At 61.9% G+C, this 18,926-nt stretch carries 19 protein-coding genes; 2 read left to right on the top strand and 17 right to left on the bottom strand.

The features are described 5' to 3' along the window. Nucleotides 1–195 precede the first annotated feature (195 nt). From AC1VS5_RS03880 to AC1VS5_RS03870, 3 genes are all read right to left on the bottom strand, one after another. A complete protein-coding gene (locus tag AC1VS5_RS03880; RefSeq protein ID WP_481217750.1) occupies nt 196–1,605 on the bottom strand; it encodes a phosphohexomutase domain-containing protein in 1,410 nt (469 codons plus the stop codon). Between the two features lie 136 nt (nt 1,606–1,741). Continuing rightward, nucleotides 1,742–2,659 carry a homocysteine S-methyltransferase family protein gene (locus AC1VS5_RS03875; protein ID WP_481217749.1) on the bottom strand — a complete coding sequence of 306 codons (918 nt, stop codon included), beginning with the start codon at nt 2,657–2,659 and terminating at the stop codon, nt 1,742–1,744. 3 nt (nt 2,660–2,662) lie between these two features. Next, on the bottom strand, nt 2,663–3,085 hold the full coding sequence (locus tag AC1VS5_RS03870) for a metal-dependent transcriptional regulator (RefSeq protein WP_019127342.1): 423 nt from the start codon (nt 3,083–3,085) through the stop codon (nt 2,663–2,665). A gap of 126 nt (nt 3,086–3,211) precedes the next feature. Here AC1VS5_RS03870 and pepT point away from each other — a divergent pair, with 126 nt between their 5' ends. Then, nucleotides 3,212–4,462 (top strand): peptidase T, encoded by a 1,251-nt coding sequence (gene pepT / locus AC1VS5_RS03865; RefSeq protein WP_481217748.1) that lies wholly within the window; start codon nt 3,212–3,214, stop codon nt 4,460–4,462. Nucleotides 4,463–4,591: 129 nt separating this feature from the next. Here pepT and AC1VS5_RS03860 read toward each other — a convergent pair whose 3' ends face one another. The 13 genes from AC1VS5_RS03860 to rpiB all read right to left on the bottom strand — a co-directional run bounded on the left by AC1VS5_RS03860 (nt 4,592) and on the right by rpiB (nt 15,552). Further along, nucleotides 4,592–5,818 (bottom strand): LCP family protein, encoded by a 1,227-nt coding sequence (locus AC1VS5_RS03860; RefSeq protein WP_481217747.1) that lies wholly within the window; start codon nt 5,816–5,818, stop codon nt 4,592–4,594. A 12-nt stretch (nt 5,819–5,830) separates the two neighbouring features. Next, nucleotides 5,831–7,114 (bottom strand): UDP-N-acetylglucosamine 1-carboxyvinyltransferase, encoded by a 1,284-nt coding sequence (gene murA, locus AC1VS5_RS03855; RefSeq protein ID WP_481217746.1) that lies wholly within the window; start codon nt 7,112–7,114, stop codon nt 5,831–5,833. Nucleotides 7,115–7,199: 85 nt separating this feature from the next. Beyond that, the gene (gene atpC / locus AC1VS5_RS03850) at nt 7,200–7,592 is read right to left on the bottom strand and encodes an ATP synthase F1 subunit epsilon (RefSeq protein WP_019127346.1); all 393 of its coding nucleotides are present in this window, start codon (nt 7,590–7,592) and stop codon (nt 7,200–7,202) included. Next, on the bottom strand, nt 7,592–9,049 hold the full coding sequence (gene atpD / locus AC1VS5_RS03845) for a F0F1 ATP synthase subunit beta (protein WP_481217745.1): 1,458 nt from the start codon (nt 9,047–9,049) through the stop codon (nt 7,592–7,594). Before atpD ends, atpC begins: the two co-directional genes overlap by 1 nt. Next, the gene (gene atpG, locus AC1VS5_RS03840) at nt 9,046–9,954 is read right to left on the bottom strand and encodes an ATP synthase F1 subunit gamma (RefSeq protein ID WP_481217744.1); all 909 of its coding nucleotides are present in this window, start codon (nt 9,952–9,954) and stop codon (nt 9,046–9,048) included. The genes atpD and atpG overlap by 4 nt, the downstream gene beginning before the upstream one ends. A gap of 4 nt (nt 9,955–9,958) precedes the next feature. Continuing rightward, complete coding sequence (gene atpA, locus AC1VS5_RS03835; protein ID WP_019127349.1) at nt 9,959–11,569, bottom strand: F0F1 ATP synthase subunit alpha; 1,611 nt, start codon at nt 11,567–11,569, stop codon at nt 9,959–9,961. Continuing rightward, nucleotides 11,562–12,041, bottom strand: a complete 480-nt coding sequence (gene atpH / locus AC1VS5_RS03830) for an ATP synthase F1 subunit delta (protein WP_019127350.1) — start codon at nt 12,039–12,041, stop codon at nt 11,562–11,564. The genes atpA and atpH overlap by 8 nt, the downstream gene beginning before the upstream one ends. Before the next feature lie 10 nt (nt 12,042–12,051). Beyond that, nucleotides 12,052–12,651, bottom strand: coding sequence for a F0F1 ATP synthase subunit B (atpF, locus tag AC1VS5_RS03825; RefSeq protein WP_087186978.1), 600 nt, complete (start codon nt 12,649–12,651; stop codon nt 12,052–12,054). 33 nt (nt 12,652–12,684) lie between these two features. Next, nucleotides 12,685–12,876, bottom strand: coding sequence for an ATP synthase F0 subunit C (locus AC1VS5_RS03820; RefSeq protein WP_019127352.1), 192 nt, complete (start codon nt 12,874–12,876; stop codon nt 12,685–12,687). Between the two features lie 98 nt (nt 12,877–12,974). Further along, complete coding sequence (atpB, locus tag AC1VS5_RS03815; RefSeq protein ID WP_417057346.1) at nt 12,975–13,772, bottom strand: F0F1 ATP synthase subunit A; 798 nt, start codon at nt 13,770–13,772, stop codon at nt 12,975–12,977. Nucleotides 13,773–13,817: 45 nt separating this feature from the next. Continuing rightward, nucleotides 13,818–14,117, bottom strand: a complete 300-nt coding sequence (locus tag AC1VS5_RS03810; RefSeq protein ID WP_417057345.1) for a hypothetical protein — start codon at nt 14,115–14,117, stop codon at nt 13,818–13,820. 335 nt (nt 14,118–14,452) lie between these two features. Next, nucleotides 14,453–15,100 carry a uracil phosphoribosyltransferase gene (gene upp / locus AC1VS5_RS03805; RefSeq protein ID WP_303213692.1) on the bottom strand — a complete coding sequence of 216 codons (648 nt, stop codon included), beginning with the start codon at nt 15,098–15,100 and terminating at the stop codon, nt 14,453–14,455. A gap of 2 nt (nt 15,101–15,102) precedes the next feature. Continuing rightward, a complete protein-coding gene (gene rpiB / locus AC1VS5_RS03800) occupies nt 15,103–15,552 on the bottom strand; it encodes a ribose 5-phosphate isomerase B (RefSeq protein ID WP_481217743.1) in 450 nt (149 codons plus the stop codon). A gap of 403 nt (nt 15,553–15,955) precedes the next feature. Between rpiB and AC1VS5_RS03795 the strand changes: the two genes are divergently transcribed. After that, nucleotides 15,956–17,239 carry an ATP-binding protein gene (locus tag AC1VS5_RS03795; RefSeq protein ID WP_481217742.1) on the top strand — a complete coding sequence of 428 codons (1,284 nt, stop codon included), beginning with the start codon at nt 15,956–15,958 and terminating at the stop codon, nt 17,237–17,239. 143 nt (nt 17,240–17,382) lie between these two features. On the opposite strand, the gene glpK is transcribed toward AC1VS5_RS03795, so the two are convergent. Then, nucleotides 17,383–18,924 (bottom strand): glycerol kinase GlpK, encoded by a 1,542-nt coding sequence (gene glpK, locus AC1VS5_RS03790; protein ID WP_481217741.1) that lies wholly within the window; start codon nt 18,922–18,924, stop codon nt 17,383–17,385. Nucleotides 18,925–18,926 lie beyond the last annotated feature (2 nt).

Genomic DNA, 18,926 nt, shown 5'->3' with positions numbered 1-18,926 from the left:
TGCCTGCGGGCGCTCCGGCCCGCGCGGCAAGGAGATATAATGCCAGCCTCCCGGCCCCCGCGCAAGGGGGAATCGGGGGTTCACATTTCCTACATAATTGGCGATCTCTAGAGGACTTTTCCTACTATATATAGTGGTTTGGCGCCGCCTGCCTACTAGAACCGACCGTTTGCCGAACGTGACCTGTCCGAAAAATCAAAAACCGCTAATACCGGCCTCCCCACGTGCGATATCGCATGCCGCCTCTAGCAGCTCATCGCGCTCTTGGATGCTCGGCGCTTCCGCATAGACGCGAACAACAGGCTTTGTGCGGCTCGGCCTGAGCAGCACCCACGATTCATCCGAGAACTCCAGCCTCAGGCCATCCATATGGCTTACCTGCACTGGCTCCCGTCCGGCTACTGTCTTTGGATTGAGTCCCGGGAGCATCGTGCGGAACACATCAATGACTTCCGCTTCTACGCGAAGGTCGCGCCGCGCATAGCAGGTCTTCCCGTATGTCTTGCTAAGATCGTCCGCCAACTGCTCGAGCGTCTTGCCCGATTTCGCCATGAGCTCACATATAAGGAGCGCGGCCAGAAGCCCGTCGCGCTCGAGCATGTGCGAACCGAGCGCGATGCCACCCGCCTCTTCTGCGCCCAGAAGAATGTCGCCCTTGCACATCTCCTTATATATATGTCGGAAGCCAACCGGCTTGACCACAACGCGGCAGTCGTAGCTCTTAGCGACACGCCGCGCCAGCACCGACGAGGAGATGCCAAGCACCACGCGACCACGCTCGCTACGATTAACGAGCAAGTGCTCGAGAAGAAGCGCGATGATCTGGTGCGGCGTAATGAACCGTCCTGCACCATCGACTGCCGCCATGCAGATGCCGTCTCCATCGTTTACCAGCCCAGCATCGGCCCCCACCTCGACCACGGCCTGTTCGCAGTCGTCGACCCAAGGCTCGACGGGCTCAGGGTGCATGTCCTCTGCGCCCTCGTCCATCTCGGCGTGGATCTCAACCACATTGATGCCTAAGGCACCCATAACGGCCGGAAGATAGGTTCGAGTCGAACCGTAGAGCGGATCGACCACCACGGTGAGGCGTGCACGGGAGATGGCGTCGCCATCCACAAGCGTGCAGAGGTCGTCGAGATACGGCAGCACGATGTCGCGGCGCTCGATGGGACCGCGCACATCGCTGGGCTCGCCCTCGATGCTCGCCTCGATTTCCTCGGCAAATTCTGCGGACGCGATGCCTCCGTCATCCATATAGAGCTTGATGCCGAGGTAGTCATAAGGATTATGCGAGCCCGTAACCATGATACCGCCGCACGCGCGGTTATCGTGGGCGACCGTCCACGCGAGCGCCGGAGTTGGCGCAAACCGATCGGAAACCATCGCGGCAAGACCGTACCCCGCGAGCACACGGCCGACAAGGCAGGCGAAGCGCTCCGCTTCCGGGCGGGCATCGTACGCAACATACACAATAGCCCCCGGAGCGGTGCGCGACCAGACGCGCGCGGCCGCATCGGCTATACGTACGACATTCTCCTCGGTGAAATCCTCGTCGAGACGCGATTTCCATCCATCGCTCTCTATATGTATGATCGCGCTCATGGCGCACGCACTCCCTACGGCTGTGGGTCGAGTCGTTCCGGCAATGCAGGCGGGTAACGTTCCCGCGCACGCACGAACTCATGTATACCCAGCAAACGGCTCTCGGCAATGCGCTATTTCTGCAAGCTCATGGGTTTCATAGAAGCGCGTCGGACATGGCCGCCGTCGTGCGCGGCGTGGCCCCGCAGCAGGCGCCAACCAGATGCGCGCCCGCCTCGCGCCAACGTATGCAGGCGTTCGCAAAGCTCAGGGGCTCTTCATGCCATGCAAGCGAGCCGTCCTCAGCCCGCAGCGGGAGACCTGCATTCGGCCGAACCATGACGGGCGTGCGCGCCGCCCGAACCAGACGGGGCACCGCCGCATCGGCGGCGGCAATGGAGCAACAGTTGACGCCCACCGCATGAGCCCCGTGTTTTTCGGCGAACACAACCGCCCCTTCTATGGTGAGGCCGTCCCCCAAGAGCTTCCCATCCTCGTTGATGGCAAAGCTCACCATGATGGGCATGCCCCAAGCAGCGTCCACGGCGCCGGCAAGTGCCGGCTGAAGGTCGCGAATGGAACAAAACGTCTCGAGCATCACCGCGTCCACGCCGGCGGTCAACAGAGCGGTGGCCTGCTCTCGATAGGCCGCGCGCGCCGCCCGGAACTCCGGGGAATCCTCGCGCATCCATTCGATGCCGCAGGGGCCGATCGACCCAACGACCACCTCTCCATGCGCGGCGCGCGCATTATCCACGGCAGCGCGATTGACCTCCGCCGCAGACGGCGCGATACCATCTCGTTCGAGCGCGGGCGCGCTCGCTTGAAAGGTGTTGGTAAGCAGCACCTGGGCGCCCGCCGCCTCATAGAGTTGGTGGATGCGCCGAACTGCCTGCGGTTCTGCAAGGTTCCAGAACGCCGGTGGGATATCCTCGGCGCCGGGTTCGCTCATGAGCATGCTGCCCATCGGACCCTGCATGAGAAGAGTCTCGTCCGACAGGCGCCGCATGAGTTCGGCAGCGCCTGCGCGATTGTAGTACTCGGCAGAATCGTTGGCGGCGTCCCGGCTCTGCATGGGCTAGCTCTCCACCGTAACGCCCTGTTGCTCGAGATATGCGAGCCATCGAGACATGGTGTCCTCGGAAAGCGCGTGCTCCATCATGCAGGCTTCGGAATCAGCGCGCTCGAAATCAACCCCCAGCTCCCTCACGAGGAACGTGCGGATAAGCCGATGGCGATACCATACAGCCGTGCCAACCTCACGGCCCTGGTCGGTAAGGATGACTTTGCCGTAGTGGGACTGATCGACAAGCCCCTGCGCCTTGAGGGCGGCAACCGCCTTGTTCACCGATGCTTTGGAAACGTTGAGGCGCTTGGCAACGTCAACGGACCGCACGCCGTCTTCGGCTCCCTCTTCCTGCTCGATGCGAACCAGGCATTCCAGATAATCCTCGTTCGCCATCGTCAGGTGCAGCTCGCGCGAGCGCTCGGTGGTATCCATATCTTGCTCCCATCTTGTTGTGTTACTGGCGATTCTACCCCAACCCGTAGCGTACGGGCACCCGCCGCTGCTGCCTAAGCTGCTAGAGTAGAAGAACGGAGATTACCCTTATAACAAGGAGGCATCATGGAAGAATCCGAACGCGCATCCTCAGACGTTCTCGAGCGCTTCCTGCGCTATGTGCAGGTTGACACGCAGTCGAGCGACGAACATGCCGACCAGGTGCCCTCGAGCACCATTCAGTTCGATCTTGCCCGCCTGCTCGCCGATGAGCTCCGCGGGCTAGGGGCCGAGCAGGTTGCCGTGAGCGAGAACGCCTATGTGACCGCCCGGATCCCCGCCAGCGCCGGAGCGGAAGGACGGCCGGCCCTCGGCCTTATCGCCCATCTCGACACGACGGAGGTCGTCTCGGGCTTTGGCGTAAAGCCGCACATCGTGCACTATGAAGGCGGCAACCTTGTGAGCGGAGTCGTTGACGGCGTCCCCGTGACGATTGGCCCCGATAAGCTCCCGGCACTCAACAGCCTGGTTGGTCAGGACCTCGTCTGCTCCGACGGTTCGACGTTGCTCGGAGCCGACGACAAGGCGGGCGTTGCCGAAATCATGGCGCTCGTCGCACGTCTGAGCGCCCACCCCGAGCTGCCGCACCCGGCGCTCGGCATCTGCTTCTGCCCCGACGAAGAGATTGGCCATGGCGCCGCGCTCCTCGACATCGAGGGCTTCGGTTGCACCTATGCCTATACCGTCGATGGCGGCCCGATCGGCGAGCTCGAATGGGAGTGCTTCAATGCTGCCGAGGCCACCGTCACGTTCAACGGATATTCAATCCACCCTGGCGACGCCAAGGACCGCATGATCAACGCCTCGAACCTATTCGTCATGTTCCACGACATGCTGCCCGCGCATATGCGCCCCGAGCACACCGAGGGCTACGAGGGCTTCATCCACTTGCTGGGCGTCTCTTCCACGTGCGAGCATGCAACTGCCCGGTACATCGTGCGTGACCACGACCGGAGCCTGTTCGAGCAAAAACTCGCGCTGATGCAGCGCGCGGTCGATTTCATCAATGCCGAGCTCGACGAAGAGCGCGTGTCCATCGACATCAAGCAGGAATACCGCAACATGGCAGAAATCGTCTCAGCGTACCCCGAGCTTATCGAGACCGCCCAGGAAGCCTTCGCCGCAGCGGGCGTTGAGCCGCGGGTGCTTCCCATTCGAGGCGGCACCGACGGCGCGCAGCTCTCGTTCCGCGGGCTCCCCTGCCCCAATCTATCCACCGGCGGCTACGCCTTCCACGGGGTCAACGAGTTCATCCCCGTCTCGTCGCTCGAGAAAATGGTCGATGTGCTCGAGGCGCTGGTAAAACGCTTTGCCTAGGGAAACGCCGGCGATCCACCCTTGACGGACCCGCGGCATGAGCGGCGGCGCGTGAGCGCAACAACATAAACGCCTCAAACGATTGCGGGCGGGTGGAACGATCTTCCACCCGCCCGCTTGCATAAGGCGTTATTCAGAACTCGAAGAACTCGAGCCCGACGACTCGCCCGAGCTCTCGTCGTCGCCCGATCCGCCACTTGTCGTCGCGGTGCCTCGCGCCCAGTCGGTGTTGCTGTTGTTATACAGGTCGCCAATGGTCGCGGACTCATCGCCGCCCGAGCCCATGGTCTGCGGCCCCTCGGGATCCTCGCCGGCATCCACACGGGCCATCATCTCTTCGAGGGCGTCCTCGTATACGAACACGTAGCTCTGGCCATTGATGTAGGTATCCTCGCCTGCCCAAGACGGAATGTTCGCAGAGTACATATCGTTGACGTCCATACCGCGCATCGCGTTCACGAGCGAGATAATGTCAGAAACCGAAAGCGACGTATGAACCATGTCGGCGAGTGACTCGACGAGCGAGGGGATCGTCGCGATATCGAGGTTGTTCAAAATCTTGTCGGCGAGCGCGCCCAAGACCATGCGCTGGTGGCGCATACGGGTGTAGTCGCCGTCGGCGAACTGATGGCGCGCGCGGCAGAAGGTGAGCGCGGCCTCGCCGTCCATGTGCTGCTGCCCCGCCTCGATGGTCACCGGTCCGGCCTCGGGGTCGTCGACCTCGTCGCCCTCGGGCACGTAGATATCGATACCGCCCACGGCATCCACGAGCGCCTTCATGCCATCGAAGTTAATCTCGGCATATTGCGAGATCTCGACGCCGCAGAGCTCGTTGACGGCCTGAACCATCTCTTCGGCACCACTGCCGTCATCGGCGGCGCCGTAGGTGAAGACCGCGTTGATCTTCATGGTGGAGCCCTTGTACTCAACCTTGGTGTCGCGCGGCACCGAGATGAGCGTAACCTGCTTGCCCGTGGGGTCGATGCGCGCCAGGATAATCGAGTCGGTACGGTACGCGGTCTCGCCGGGGCGCCCGTCGGTACCGAGCAAGAGCATGTAGAACGGCTCGCGGGCAACGTCGGAATCCGCCAGAACGGCGCGCAGCTCGTCGGTGATGATGCCGGCGTCGTTCAGGCGCGAGACGATGCTGTTGAACCAGATCGCCGTGGCCGTACCCGCCGTGATCAGCATGACGAGCAGGCTGCACACGATGCTGCGGCGGATGATGCGGCCGCGACGGCGCTTGCGAGCGCGCTCGGAATAACGGCCAACGTTCTCGCGGCTATAGATGCGGCTCGCCGTGCTCGACGATGTTCGCCTTGACTGCTGAACGGCTTTCTTTCGACGCAAACCCATGCAACTACCTGCCTAATCCTCGATCGGGTCGGGTATAGAAGCACGTTCAACCTGCGCCCCCAGTCCCGTCAGCTTATCAACGAACCGCTCATAGCCGCGGTTGATGTGGTGGATGGCCGAAACATCGGTCTCGCCCTCCGCCACAAGACCAGCGAGCACAAGCGCCGCGCCGCCGCGAAGGTCGGGTGAAACCACCTGCGCTCCCGAAAGGCGCTCCACGCCATGGATGATGGCGTGATGGCTCTCGATGCGAATATTGGCACCCATGCGCACCAACTCGGATGCGAACATGAAGCGGTTTTCGAAAATGTTCTCCGTGATGATGGAGTTGCCATCGGCAAGCGCAGAAAGCACCATGACCTGGGCCTGCATATCGGTCGGGAATCCCGGGAAGGGCAGCGTCTGGATATCGACGGGGCGCAGATGCTCGGCTCGCCACACCCGAATGCCACCGTTCACGCGCTCGTAGCTCACACCCATGAGCTCGAGCTTTTTAAGCACCATACCGAGGTGCTGCGGGTTGAAGCCGGTAACGGCAACGCCGCGGTCGCCCGCCGCCAGCGCGCCGGCCACGATGAACGTGCCCGCCTCGATGCGGTCGCCGATCACCTGGTGCACGACGGGATGGAGCTCCTCGACGCCCTCGACCGTGACAACCGGCGTACCGGCGCCGCTCACCTTGGCGCCCATCTCGTTAAGCATGTTGGCGAGATCGACGATCTCGGGCTCGCGAGCAGCGTTATCGATCGTCGTGGTGCCCTGGGCGCGCACCGCCGCCATGATGAGGTTTTCCGTTGCGCCAACGCTCGCGAACTCGAGCGAGACCATGGTTCCGGTAAGGCCCTCGGGCGCATTGGCATGAATGTAGCCGTGATCGGTGTCAAACTGCACGCCGAGCGCTTCGAGGCCGAGGATGTGCATGTCGATCTTGCGCGCACCGAGATTGCAGCCGCCGGGCATGGCGATCTTCGCGCGGTTGAAGCGCCCGAGAAGCGGGCCCATGACCGCCGTCGAGGCGCGCATCTTGGCGACGAGCTCGTACGGGGCCTCCCAGCTATCGACCGCCGATGTGTCGATGATGAGGGTGTGCTCGTCCGCGACCTCGATGGTGGCGCCCAACCCCTTGAGCACCTTACCCATCACATGAACATCAGAGATGTTGGGCACGTTGGTGAGCGTCGTGGTGCCCGGCGCCAAAAGCGTTGCAGCCATAAGTTTGAGCGCTGAGTTTTTAGCACCCGAGACATGCACGTCACCTTCGATGGCGTGTCCGCCATGAACGCGAATGATATTCACGTGCCACTCCTTCACGACCATGCCCGAAGCGATACGTTCGCCTCGGGCATGATGCAATCGATATCACAAAGCGGTGCGATGTGCTCTATTGTGAAAGCAAGAGCTTGCACCATGCGATTTCATTATAGAGATAGGCACGGCGTGCATCATCTTCTGACAAGATGCTCAATTGTTCTTCAAAACCTTGAAGTTGAGCTTGAACTTCATCCTTGTTGATCGAAGCCAGATCCTCGGCGCGTTCTGCCAGCACGATCACCTCGTCGTCGGCAATCTGCGCATAGCCCCCATCCACCGCGAACGTGCGGCTCACCTCACCCATCCTCTGGTCGCACACGCGCACGTACCCAGACTTGATCGTGCAGATCTCGCTCGCATGGCGCGGGAGGATGCCCAGCTCACCATCGGTCGAAGGCAGGGCGACAAAGGCCGCCTCGCCTTCGTAAGCGCTATGCTCGGGGCACACAATACGGACGTGCATTACGCGCTCGCCTTCATCTTCTCGGCGCGCTCACGCACGTCGTCAATCGTTCCGGCATAGCGGAACGCCTGCTCGGGAAGGTCGTCGCACTCGCCATCAACGATGGAGGCAAAGCTGCGCACGGTGTCCTCGACACGAATGTACACACCGGGATTGCCGGTGAACTTCTCGGCAACGTGGAACGATTGCGAGAGGAACTGCTGCAGCTTGCGAGCGCGGTCGACGGTGAGGCGCTGCTCCTCCGAAAGCTCATCCATACCGAGGATGGCGATGATGTCCTGGAGGTCGGAGTACTCCTGCAAGATCTCCTGCACCTTTACCGCAACACGATAGTGCTCCTCGCCCACGATGCTCGGATCGAGCGCGTCGGAAGAGGACGCCAAGGGATCGATGGCCGGGTAGAGGCCGAGTGAAGCGATGTTACGCGAGAGAACCGTCTGCGCGTCGAGGTGCGTGAAGGTCGTTGCGGGCGCCGGGTCGGTAAGGTCGTCGGCGGGCACGTAGACCGCCTGCACCGAGGTGATGGAGCCGGTCTTGGTCGAGGTGATGCGCTCCTGAAGGTCTCCCATCTCGGTTGCGAGCGTAGGCTGGTAGCCCACGGCAGAGGGCATGCGGCCGAGCAAGGCCGAAACCTCGGAACCCGCCTGGGAGAAACGGAAGATGTTGTCGATGAACAGCAGCACGTCCTGCCCGCGATCGCGGAAGTACTCGGCTGCGGTAAGGCCAGCGAGGCCCACGCGCAAGCGGGCTCCCGGGGGCTCGTTCATCTGGCCGTACACGAGGCACGTCTTGTCGATAACACCCGATTCGGTCATCTCGAGGTAGAGGTCCGTACCCTCACGCGTGCGCTCGCCCACGCCCGTGAACACGGACGTACCGTTGTGCTCCTGCGCAAGGTTGTTGATGAGCTCCTGGATGAGAACCGTTTTGCCCACGCCGGCGCCACCGAAGAGGCCCGTTTTGCCGCCTCGGATGTAGGGCTCGAGCAGGTCGACCGCCTTGATGCCGGTTTCGAAGATCTCCGTTTGGGTGGTGAGCTCGTCGAAGTGCGGCGCGGGGTGATGGATGGGATAGTAATCCTCCACCTCGGGCATGGGCTTGCCGTCCACCGGCTGGCCCAGCACGTTCCACACACGGCCGAGCGTCTGCGGACCGACGGGCATCTTCATGGGCTCACCGGTGTCGTGGGCGATAAGGCCGCGCTGCAAACCGTCGGTCGAGGTCATGGCAACACAGCGGGCAACGCCGCCGGGAAGCTGGCTCTCCACCTCGAGAATCGTGCTCACGTGCCCCATGGGCGTCGTGGCCTCGACGGTAAGTGCGTTGTAGATGCCGGGCACCTGGACGGGGAACTGAACGTCCACGACAGCGCCGATGATGCGCACGATGCGCCCCTCACCCGCTGAATGAACGCGTCCGGCCTCCTCGATGGCCGACTTCACGCTGGTATCTATCATTGCTCCTCCAATGCTGAGGCACCGCCCACGATCTCGTTGATCTCGGTGGTGATGGATGCCTGGCGCACGCGGTTGTACGTGCGCGTCAACGTCGCCACGATGGCGGTTGCGTTCTCCGTGGCAGAGTGCATGGCCTTGCGGCGCGCACCCTGCTCGGCAGCGGCCGAATCGATGAGCGCCTGGTGGATGACCGTCAAGATGTAGCTCGGAACGAGCTCACCGAGAACGTGCTCGGCCGACGGCACGAACTTGAACGAAGAGGACACGCGGCTCGGGCCCTCGGTATCGTTCTTGCGCGGACCGTGCGCCATGGCGACGGCCTCGGGGTCGAGCGGCAGCAGGTGCTCCACGCGCAGGTCTTGGTCAACGCGATTGCGCGCATGGTGGTACACGAGATCCACGCGATCGAGCTCTCCCGCCGCATACGCGCGGCAAACATAGCTCGAGATCATGCGCGCGTCCTCGAGGTTCGGCTCCGCCGAGTTGCCCTCGAAGTGCATCACCAAGTTGTCATGGTGATGGAAGTACTCGGTCGCTTTGCGGCCGCAGGTGATGACCTCCGCCTTGGCGCCCGCGCGCTCCCAGCCCCCCATGATCTTCTCGGCGGCGCGGGCTGCGCCCACGTTGAAGCCGCCGGCCAGACCGCGGTCGGACGAGATCACGATCACCAGGCCCCGCTGCACCTCATCGCGCCGTTTGAGCATGGGGTTGTTACCCGCGACCTCGGCATCTTGCGCAACGGTGAGCATCACGTCGGTAAGCGCGGCCTTGTAGGGCTCGGCCTGCATCGCGCGATCGAGCGCGCGACGGATCTTGGCCGTAGAGACCATCTCCATCGTGCGCGTGATCTGCTCGGTGCTCTGCACCGACGAGATGCGCTTCCTGATGTCGCGTAGGTTTGCCATGAGGTTACGACTCCTCTGCCGCGACGTCCGCAGCGGGCGCGTCGGCGGCGTGCTTCGAGGTGTACTGCGCCTTGAAGTCGCGCAGCGTCTGATCGAGCCGGTCCTTGAGGTCTCCCTCGATCTTCTGTGTGCGCAGGCGCGCCATGAGCGGACCGAACGAATTGCGCATCTGCTCGAGGAGCTCGTCGCGGAAGGGAAGCACCTGCGAAAGGGGAAGGTCGTCGAGGTACCCCTCGTTACCGGCGTAGAGCGCCACGATCTGCTCGGCAACGTCGAACGGCTTGAAGCGCGGCTGCTTGAGAAGCTCCGTCATGCGCGAACCGTGCGTGAGCTGCTTCTGGGTCGTCGCATCGAGGTCGCTGCCAAACTGCGCAAATCCCTGGAGCTCCTGGTAGGAGGCCAGGTCCAGGCGCAGGTTGCCCGCAACCTGCTTCATCGCCTTGGTTTGGGCGGCGCCGCCCACGCGGCTCACCGAGATGCCCACGTCCACTGCCGGGCGCTGTCCCTGGAAGAACAGGTCGCTCTGCAGGTAGATCTGGCCATCGGTGATGGAGATCACGTTGGTGGGAATGTAGGCGGAAACGTCGCCGTCCTGCGTCTCGATGATCGGGAGGGCCGTCATGGAGCCAGAGCCGTGCTCGCTCGAAAGCTTGCAGGCACGCTCCAACAGGCGAGAATGCAGGTAGAAGATGTCGCCGGGGTAGGCCTCGCGTCCCGGCGGACGGCGAAGCGTGAGCGACATCTGACGGTAGGCGACGGCCTGCTTGGAAAGGTCGTCGTAGATCACGAGCACGTGGCCGCCGGGGTTCTCGGCAGATGCCGGCTTGCCGTCCTTGCCGTTGTACATAAAGAACTCGCCGATGGCGGCGCCCGCCATGGGTGCGATGTACTGCAACGGCGCAGAATCGGCCGCCGTAGCGGAAACGATCACCGTGTAATCGAGCGCATGACGGCGCGAAAGGGTCTCGCGGATGTTGGCAACCGTGGAAGCCTTCTGGCCGATCGCGACGTAGATGCAGATAACGCCCTTGCCGCGCTGGTTCAGGATGGCATCGATGGCGATGGCGGTCTTGCCCGTCTTGCGGTCGCCGATGATGAGCTCGCGCTGGCCGCGGCCGATCGGAATCATGGAGTCCACGGCAAGGAGACCCGTTTGCAGCGGCTCGCACACCGGCGTGCGGTCGATAACGCCCGGGGCCTTGAACTCGATGGGGCGCCGATGCGTGGTGCGGATGTCGCCCAAGCCGTCGATGGGCTCGCCGAGCGGGTTGACTACGCGCCCCAGCATGCTGCGGCCAACGGGAATGTCCATGACGCGGCCGGTCGTGCGGCATTCGTCGCCCTCGACGATGAGTGCGGTCTCGCCGAAGAGCACGGCGCCGACCTCGTCGCGGTCGAGGTTCTGGGCGAGACCGTAAACCGTCTCCCCCGTATCGGAGCTCTTGAATTCCAGGAGCTCGCCCGCCATGGCGTTTCGCAGGCCCGAGACGCGAGCGATACCATCGCCCACCTCGTCAACCTGGGAGACCTCCTGGGTATCCACGACGGCGCTCAGGGTGTCGAGCCTTCCCGCCAGGATGCGCGCGATGCTCTGCGCGTCGATGGTCTCAGACATGTGCGGTTTCACCTCCATGCGTTGTGTGTCCGTGTGCGGTGTGAACGGTCGAGAGCGTCTCGTGCGCGGCACGGAGCTGCGTCTTGACCGAGATGTCGCGGCGCTGGCCGCGCGCCTCGAGCACGATACCGCCGATGATCGACGGGTCCACCTGCTCGATAAGGAAGACCTCCTGGCCGAAATCGCGCTGCAGGCGCTCGCGGATCTGGGCGCGCAGGTCGTCGTCGAGCGGCACCGCCGTCGTCACCGTAACGCCCACGATGTCATCATCCTCTTCGGTCATGGCGTGATAGGCCTCGGCCACCTGGGGCAGCAGGTCGAGCTGCCCGCGCTCCACGAGCGCGCTCAACACGGCCAGTACCTCAGGGCTCGCCGAGCTAAGCACCTCGAGATCGCGCAGGTTCTCGAAGACGCGTCCCTCGGTCTTGCCCGCTTCGAGCAGGGACCGAGCATACGTCTCGAGGACCTTCATCTCCCTGCGGCTAGTTGGCATTCAGGCTACCCGCTTCCTTGATGTAGCTCTCGATGAGGCGACGCTGCTCGCCATCCTCGTCGAGGGCCTTCTCAACGATCTTGGACGCCACGGAAACCGAGAGGTCCGCGATCGAGGCAGCAGCCTCGGCGTAGAGCGCGTGGCGCTCGTCCTCGGCCGTACGGTGCGCCTTGGCGATGATGCCCTCGGCCTCCTTGTGGGCCGCAGCGATGATGCGCTGGCGCTCGGCCTCGGCATCCTGGCGTGCAGCAAGCACGATGTCGGCTGCCTGGCGGCGGGCGTCGGTAAGCAAGTCGTCGGAGGCCTTGCGGTCCTCAAGGGCCTTCTGCTTGGTTTTCTCGGCCTCATCGAGGCTCTCCTCGATACGGCGAGAACGCTCGTCCATCATGCCGAGAACCTTGGGCCACGCCACCTTGGCGAGCGCGATCCAGATGATGATGAAGGCGATGAGCGCCGGCACGAATTCCGCCATCTTGGGGATGAGGATGTCGGCACCGCCCGCCTCTTCAGCAAACGCCGAGGCAGGAGCCACGAGGGCGGCAAGCGCCACTACGGCCGCCGAACCGGCGCATCGGTTGAACAATTTCATAATCGACTCCTTACGGAACACGACGAGGCTCCCCTAGGAGATGAGCGTGACGACGAAGCCGATGAGGCCAAGCGCCTCGGTGAACGCGGATGCCAGGATGAAGACGGTGAACGCGCGACCCTGGACCTCGGGCTGGCGCGCCATGGCGCTCGTCGCACCGAACGCTGCAAGGCCAATGGCCAGGCCAGCACCGATAACACCGAGACCGTAACCGATAACTCCCACGATTCCTCCTTTGACGTGCGCCTTCTCGGCGCAGGATACCCAAACTATCTTGACAGGGCGAAGACCGCCCGAGTCACCTTGATGCGACGCCGCGAGAGCTAGTGCCCCTCGGCCTCGGCGATCTGAATGTACACGGCGGCGAGCACGGTAAAGACATATGCCTGAACGAACGCAACGATGAGCTCGACCGCGTAGATGATGAGCAAGATGGCAACCCAGGCCAGGCTCGGAAGCGCGCCGAGCGCGTTCATGGCGCTCACCTGCTCGAGCAACGGCTGGGCAAAGAGCGACGCCATGATGGCAAAAGATCCCATGACGATGTGCCCGGCGAACATATTGCAGAACAGACGAATGGCAAGCGTGATGGGGCGGAGCAGCAGCGAGAAGACCTCGATGACCCACACGAACACGTTCATGGGGAAGGCCACTCCCGCCGGAGCAAGGCTCTTGAGATACCCGATCACACCATGCTTCTTGCAGCCGAAATACACGAAGTAGATAAAGGTCACGAGGGCGAGGGCCGCCGTGCAGCCGATTGCGCCCGTGCCCGGCTTCATGCCAGGGATGAGGCCGATGAAATTGTTGATGAGGATGAAGAAGAAGATCGTGGCAAGGAACGGGAAGTGCTTGCGCCATTCGTTTCCCACGACGCCCTTGGCGACATCGTTTTCAACATATTCAACTAAATACTCGACGCCGTTGACGAACAGGCCCTTGGGAACAAGCGTCTGCTTCTTCACGAACGTGAAGACCACGACCAGAAGCACGATGGCCGAGACGAGAAGCCAGAACGAATATTGCGTTATGCCCGCACCTAGATCGCCGACGACAGGGGCCGAGGAGAACTCTGAGACGAGTTCGTTGATCGCCTCGGGCAGCTTGGAAAACGCATCCAAGGATGTCACCTTCCCTATCTACCGGCCCCACGGCCGGATTCCGCATCAATCCTTCTTGAGCATCAGCGCGATGGCCACCGCGAGCCAGCACAAAAAGAACCCGATAATCTCGCCGGCTGCGAACCCGACGAGCACCGGACGTGCCAAAAGGTACGTCACGATAACGCCCAGGAACAGCACGAGGAACGACGCGAAGACTCCCATGAACCCCACGGTCATGTTCGCCTCGCGCTTCCTGCGCAGCACCGGGACGAGCGCGACGAGCAGGGGAGCGAACGCCAGAAGGCCCACGACCACCCCTACCAGAATGCTCGGGATATGATGTGCAAAATCAAACTCGAGCATCGCGCTCCTCCCTGCAACCAACTGCGCTCTAAGCGCGCGCCGGTTGCACGAGCGTTGAGCGATTATTATAGATACCCGCATCTAGAATTCAAGCGAAGTGTGGCGGTTTGGTGTCCCGGTACATACACCCGGCCGAACTCTTAGAAAAACGGATAACGCACCTGTTCAGAGTACCATTTTACGCACGGTGTTCCTAGCCGTTGCCGGCCGCATGCGCGTCTGGCCGGCAAGAATCTTATCAATTGAAGACGAAGGCGCTGCAGACGACCCACCGCCTGCAGCGCCCTTGCCCAAACATCCCTCAACCACTCGTTGGATTTGAGGAGGCCCGCATGCTACAGCGTGCCGAAGATGCGGTCGCCGGCATCGCCCAAACCGGGCACGATGTAGGCGTTTTCGTTGAGGCCCTCGTCGACGGCGCAGGCGAAGATCTTTACGTTCGGATCGGCATCCTGGACCGCCTTGATGCCCTCGGGCGCAGCGACGATGCAGAGCAGGCGGATGTCGCTCACGCCCTGCTTGCGCAGGTACTCGAGCGCCGCCGTGGCCGAGCCGCCCGTGGCGAGCATGGGGTCGACGAGCAGGCAGATGCGCTCGTCAACATCCTGGGGAAGCTTGCAGTAGTACTCATGCGGCTCGTGCGTGACCTCGTCGCGATACATGCCGATGTGGCCCACGCGCGCGGCGGGAATGAGCTCGAGCAGGCCATCGACCATGCCGAGGCCAGCGCGCAGGATGGGCACGATGGCGAGCTTGCGGCCCGCGAGCTGCTTGCAGGTGGCCTCGCGAATGGGAGTTGCTACCTGCACGTCCTCGAGCGGAAGGTCGCGCGTGGCTTCATAGCCCTCGAAGACGGCAAGCTCCGAGACAAGGTCGCGGAACTGCTTGGTGCCGGTCTTCTCGTCGCGAAGAATTGAGAGCTTGTGCTGCACGAGCGGATGATCGACAACGGTGACGCGCGCGGGGTCGTAGGAAACGGACATCGTTACGCCTCCTCGGTGTCGAGCGCCATGATCTTCTCGACGCGGCGCTCATGGCGTCCGCCTTCGAACTCCGTGGTAAGGAAGGTCTTCACGATCTGCTTGTTGACCTCAAGATCAACGAACCGTCCCGAGAGGCACACCACGTTGCCGTTGTTGTGCTGGCGGAAGAGCTCGGCGAACGCCGGGGAGGTGATCGACGACGCGCGCACGCCGGACACCTTATCTGCAGCGACGGCCATGCCGATGCCCGTGCCGCAAATGAGCACGCCGAAATCTGCATCGCCCGACGAGACCGCCTGGGCAACCTTAACGGCATAGTCCGGGTAATCGACGGAATCGCCCGTATCGGGGCCGAAATCCACAACATCACAGGACAGCTCGGTTACCATGAAGTCCGCGAGCGCGCCCTTCTGATCGAAGCCGCCGTGGTCGGATGCAATCGCTACGCGCATTGCTGCTCCTTTCGCAATGGTTTCGCGCGATGTGTTCGCGCCCCAACCACTTTACTACATTCGCCCCGTTGCAACCTGCGCGCGCCCCGCAACAGCCATAACCACCTCACGCAGCCTGCGCGCACCTTCCGCAACGCGCGTCCCGAATCAGTACCTTATGCTCGGATTGCATAAGAACCGGCGCACCCAACTTTGCGTGACCTGCGGCTTCCTTGCAGCGCAGGCACTCTCAGCCCAGCTCCTCGCGAAAAAGGTACTGATTCGAAGCCTAAAAGCGCTACGTCCATTTCCCTCTATAGGCACTACATATGAATAGGCAATACATATAAGACGAGCTTTATAACATGTATTTTAGATACTATTTGCTAAAATCCATGTTATACCAAGCGTTTGGAGGTTTGATATGCAGCAGCAAGGCACCTATATCGAACGGCCCCAGCTCCTCCACGCAATAACAGAGCATCAGAACACCCCCGATATAAAGGTAATCACCGGTGTACGCCGCTGCGGCAAGTCAACGGCAATGGCCATGTTTGCCGACGAGCTGCGCCGTCAGGGGGTTCCAAGCGCCAACATCTTCTACAAACGCTTCGACGCATTCGATATTCCGCTTGATTACCGGGCAGAAGACCTCTTTTCAGAGCTCACGACGGCTTCCCAAGAACTGGATAGCGGCTCTTACTGGTATGTGCTCCTCGACGAGATACAAGATGTTAATGGTTGGGAGCAGGTCGTTCGACGCCTCCATACGCGCCCAAACACCGACGTCTACCTGACCGGGTCCAATGCTCGCCTGCTCTCGAGCGACCTTTCAACATACCTAACCGGTAGATACGTTGAGATTAACGCGTTTCCGCTCTCATTGAACGATTATCGCGCGTTTGCCCGAGCATACGACACGCAAAGCAACATGACCGAAGAACAGCCCAAAAGCCTCGATGAGCATCTAGCAGACTACCTGCTCTTTGGAGGCATGCCCGGCATCTTCAGCCTTGCCGAACGCAATCCACGCACCGTCGAAAGCGAGCTGCGCGGTATCTATCAATCAATCCTGTATAAAGATGTTGCACAGCGTTTTTCCATTCGCGACCTTGAGGGTCTCGACCGGCTCGCGCGATTCACGTTCCTGAACGCGGGATCGCTTTTTTCGATTCGCAGCGTTGCCAATGCGCTTAAAAGCGCCGGTCACTCCGCATCAGAGACCGCAGTAGCAAATATGCTTAAGGCTCTTGAGCAGGCGTTTCTTGTCTACCCTGCAGAACAGGCAGGCATTCAGGGTAAGGATGTTCTACGCCCGCAGCGTAAATACTACCCGGTTGATTTGGGATTTCTTGGGCTTGCAAGCGCGTTCTCTGGCAGAAACCTTGGTGAGCGCCTTGAATGTGCGGTGGCACTCGAACTCCTACGGCGGGGATACCGCATTTCTGTGGGCACCGGGCCGACAAGCGAAATCGACTTCATAGCGTTAGATCCGAGCACATCGGAAAGGCTCTACATCCAGGTAAGCGCCAACATCGGCGATGAACATACAAGGGAGCGAGAGCTCCGACCTCTTAAGAGGCTCACCGATTCATTCCCCAGGCTGCTCATTACCCTCGACCACTACACGGAGGAAACCACGCCGGAAGGAATACGCATCGTTCATGCCGCATCCTGGCTAACGGGTGCCCACCAGAACAGACGATGACGCGCGCACCGGGCACAACTCACTCGGGCCCTGGCTCCGTTTATCGAACAACTTCATGATATGCCCTATGGAATCGTGCAATAGCTATTGCACGATTTGGAGTCCACCCTTCGAGCGCGGCGATATCTATGCGCTAGATTCTATTACGCGCGCATGCTGCGGGCGCGGGCAACGGCATCGTGCCAGCCAGCAAGATTGCGGGCGCGGTCTTCCTCGTTCATCTGGGGCATGAAGCGCTTTGCGTAGTCGTGGTTCTGGCGCAGTTCCTCGTGATCCTCCCAGTAACCAACCGCCAAGCCGGCAAGATAGGCAGCGCCGAGAGCGGTCGTCTCGACCGACTCCGTTTGGTCGACGGGGATTCCCAGCAAGTCCGCCTGGAACTGCATGATGAACTCGTTCCGCGAAGCGCCGCCGTCGACCGAAAGGCTGTCGAGGCGCGAGCCGGCATCGGCCTCCATGGCGCGAAGCACATCGTGGCTCTGGTATGCCATGGACTCGCACGCGGCGCGAACGAGCGACGAACGGTCCGAGGCTCCGGTGAGCCCGCAGATGAGCCCGCGTGCACCCGCGTCCCACCAGGGAGCACCAAGGCCGCTGAACGCAGGAACCAGATAGCAGCCGCCGTTATCGGGACGCGAGAGCGCAATCCCCTCGGTCTCCTTTGCACTCCCGATGATCTGCAGCTTGTCACGCAGCCATTGGATTACCGAACCCGCATGGAAGATCGATCCTTCGAGGGCATAGCTCACCTTGCCCTGCTCTGCGATGCCGATGGTTGCCACGAGCCCGTTCTTAGACTCCACCACGGTGTCGCCCGTGTTCATGAGCATGAAGCACCCGGTCCCGTAGGTGTTCTTAGCCTGCCCCGGCTCGAAGCAGCAGTGCCCGAAAAGCGAAGCCTGCTGGTCGCCCGCGACACCCATAATGCGAGGCCGGTGCGTCATGATATCGGTCGAGACGCGACCGAACTCCCCCGAGCTCCAGCGAACCTCGGGCAGCATGCGGCGCGGGATGTTCAGGAGCTCGAGCAGCTCGTCGTCCCAATCGAGCGTGTGGATATTGAAGAGCATCGTGCGGCTTGCGTTCGTGTAATCCGTCGCGAACACCAATCCGCCCGTGAGGTTGAAAATGAGCCACGAGTCGATGGTGCCGAAGAGCAGCTGCCCGGATTCGGCAAGCTCTCGTGCCCCGCTCACGTTGTCCAGAATCCACGCGACCTTGGTGGCCGAGAAGTAGGCGTCTGGGGTGAGCCCGGTCTTGGCGCGAATCATATCCTCGTATCCTTCGTCAACGAGGCGCTGAGCGAGCGGTGCGGTGCGGCGGCACTGCCAACCGATGGCGTTGTAGATGGGCTGTCCGCTATCCCGGTCCCAGACCACCGTGGTTTCGCGCTGGTTGGTGATGCCGATCGCCTCGATGCCATCCGAGTGGATGCCGCTCTTGAACTGCACTTCCATCATGACGGCGATCTGCGAGGCAAGGATCTCGGTTGGGTCTTGCTCCACCCATCCCGGATGCGGGTACGTCGTTTTAATCGAACGAGACGCTTGGGCCACGATGCACCCGTATGCGTCGACGATCATGGCACGCACCGATGTCGTGCCGCTGTCGATCGCCATGATGTATGAGCTGCCTGTTGAATACTGCCGATCAACAAGACCGAGGTCTTTGAGTGAAAGCGCCATGA

This window comes from Enorma sp., assembly GCF_982429025.1.
The sequence above is the reverse complement of the archived record's forward strand: the minus strand, read 5'-3'. Positions and strand labels throughout refer to the sequence as shown.

What these genes read in the sequence shown, in the direction of transcription:
- AC1VS5_RS03795 (WP_481217742.1), top strand. Translation starts at nt 15,956, where the DNA reads ATGCAGCAGCAAGGCACCTATATCGAACGGCCCCAGCTCCTCCACGCA.
- AC1VS5_RS03880 (WP_481217750.1), bottom strand. Translation starts at nt 1,605, where the DNA reads ATGAGCGCGATCATACATATAGAGAGCGATGGATGGAAATCGCGTCTC.
- glpK (WP_481217741.1), bottom strand. Translation starts at nt 18,924, where the DNA reads ATGGCGCTTTCACTCAAAGACCTCGGTCTTGTTGATCGGCAGTATTCA.
- atpH (WP_019127350.1), bottom strand. Translation starts at nt 12,041, where the DNA reads ATGAAGGTCCTCGAGACGTATGCTCGGTCCCTGCTCGAAGCGGGCAAG.
- atpC (WP_019127346.1), bottom strand. Translation starts at nt 7,592, where the DNA reads ATGCACGTCCGTATTGTGTGCCCCGAGCATAGCGCTTACGAAGGCGAG.
- upp (WP_303213692.1), bottom strand. Translation starts at nt 15,100, where the DNA reads ATGTCCGTTTCCTACGACCCCGCGCGCGTCACCGTTGTCGATCATCCG.
- AC1VS5_RS03810 (WP_417057345.1), bottom strand. Translation starts at nt 14,117, where the DNA reads ATGCTCGAGTTTGATTTTGCACATCATATCCCGAGCATTCTGGTAGGG.
- atpG (WP_481217744.1), bottom strand. Translation starts at nt 9,954, where the DNA reads ATGGCAAACCTACGCGACATCAGGAAGCGCATCTCGTCGGTGCAGAGC.
- rpiB (WP_481217743.1), bottom strand. Translation starts at nt 15,552, where the DNA reads ATGCGCGTAGCGATTGCATCCGACCACGGCGGCTTCGATCAGAAGGGC.
- AC1VS5_RS03875 (WP_481217749.1), bottom strand. Translation starts at nt 2,659, where the DNA reads ATGCAGAGCCGGGACGCCGCCAACGATTCTGCCGAGTACTACAATCGC.
- pepT (WP_481217748.1), top strand. Translation starts at nt 3,212, where the DNA reads ATGGAAGAATCCGAACGCGCATCCTCAGACGTTCTCGAGCGCTTCCTG.
- atpD (WP_481217745.1), bottom strand. Translation starts at nt 9,049, where the DNA reads ATGATAGATACCAGCGTGAAGTCGGCCATCGAGGAGGCCGGACGCGTT.
- atpA (WP_019127349.1), bottom strand. Translation starts at nt 11,569, where the DNA reads ATGTCTGAGACCATCGACGCGCAGAGCATCGCGCGCATCCTGGCGGGA.
- AC1VS5_RS03860 (WP_481217747.1), bottom strand. Translation starts at nt 5,818, where the DNA reads ATGGGTTTGCGTCGAAAGAAAGCCGTTCAGCAGTCAAGGCGAACATCG.
- atpF (WP_087186978.1), bottom strand. Translation starts at nt 12,651, where the DNA reads ATGAAATTGTTCAACCGATGCGCCGGTTCGGCGGCCGTAGTGGCGCTT.
- AC1VS5_RS03870 (WP_019127342.1), bottom strand. Translation starts at nt 3,085, where the DNA reads ATGGATACCACCGAGCGCTCGCGCGAGCTGCACCTGACGATGGCGAAC.